Origin of the sequence: Serratia sp. 506_PEND (assembly GCF_001076875.1) — a bacterium.
Lineage (GTDB): Bacteria > Pseudomonadota > Gammaproteobacteria > Enterobacterales > Enterobacteriaceae > Serratia > Serratia marcescens.
Genome location: NZ_JVEL01000568.1, coordinates 1 through 927 on the forward strand (window position 1 = coordinate 1; position 927 = coordinate 927).

Genomic DNA, 927 nt, shown 5'->3' on the forward strand with positions numbered 1-927 from the left:
CGGTTTGTTCGCCGAGCCTGCTGACCGGCGATCATCCGCTGAAAACCGCAGACGATCTGGCTTATCATACGTTGCTGCATGACGTTTCACGCCGCGACTGGCTGGCCTATACGCGCCAGCTGGGGTTGCAACACATCAATGTGCAGCAGGGGCCGATCTTCAGCCACAGCGCCATGGTGGTGCAGGCGGCGGTGCACGGCCAGGGCGTGGCGCTGGTGAATAACGTGATGGCGCAAACCGAGATCGAAGCCGGTCGCCTGGTATGCCCGTTCAACGATGTGCTGGTCAGTAAAAACGCTTTTTATCTGGTATGTCATGACAGCCAGGCAGAACTGGGTAAAATAGCCGCCTTCCGGCAGTGGATCCTGGCGCGCGCCGCCAGCGAACAAGAGAAGTTCCGCTTCCGCTACGAACAATAAGGCCGGCCGCCGCCTTGCCGCGGCCGGTGATTTTTAATGGGATAGATCACGATGAGCAGCCGTTCCATGCTGGTTTTCGCCGCTATCAGCGGCTTTGTGTTTGTCGCGTTGGGCGCATTCGGCGCGCATGTGTTAAGCGGCACGCTAGGCGCCAACGAAATGGCCTGGATCCGCACCGGGCTGGAATATCAGGGGTTCCACACCCTGGCCATCCTGGCGCTGGCGGTCGCGATGCAGCGCCGCGTGAGCCTGTGGTTTTACTGGAGCGGAGCGCTGTTGGCGTTCGGCACCGTGTTGTTCAGCGGCAGCCTCTATTGCCTGGCGCTGTCGCACCTGAAGGTCTGGGTATATATCACGCCGGTTGGCGGCGTGTGCTTCTTGATCGGCTGGATATTGATGTTGATTGGCGCTTTGCGTCTGAGGAAAAAGGCCGAGCGCCATGAATAAGATTGCGTTGTATTGCCGCCCCGGCTTCGAAAAAGAGTGTGCGGCGGAAATCACCGATAAA

General features: G+C 59.1%; 3 protein-coding genes. All 3 read left to right on the forward strand.

Annotated elements, in window-relative coordinates; all coding sequences use genetic code 11:
• A partial coding sequence (locus tag ADK28_RS25265) for a LysR substrate-binding domain-containing protein (protein ID WP_048796975.1) occupies positions 1-419 on the forward strand: 419 nt, incomplete at its 5' end.
• A 51-nt stretch (positions 420-470) separates the two neighbouring features.
• Positions 471-866, forward strand: coding sequence for a DUF423 domain-containing protein (locus ADK28_RS25270; RefSeq protein WP_004931896.1), 396 nt, complete (start codon positions 471-473; stop codon positions 864-866).
• Positions 859-927, forward strand: a 69-nt coding sequence (locus ADK28_RS33605; RefSeq protein ID WP_048796977.1) for a hypothetical protein, incomplete at its 3' end; no start/stop codon positions are given. The genes ADK28_RS25270 and ADK28_RS33605, both read left to right, overlap by 8 nt.

What these genes read in the sequence shown, in the direction of transcription:
- ADK28_RS25270 (WP_004931896.1), top strand. Translation starts at nt 471, where the DNA reads ATGAGCAGCCGTTCCATGCTGGTTTTCGCCGCTATCAGCGGCTTTGTG.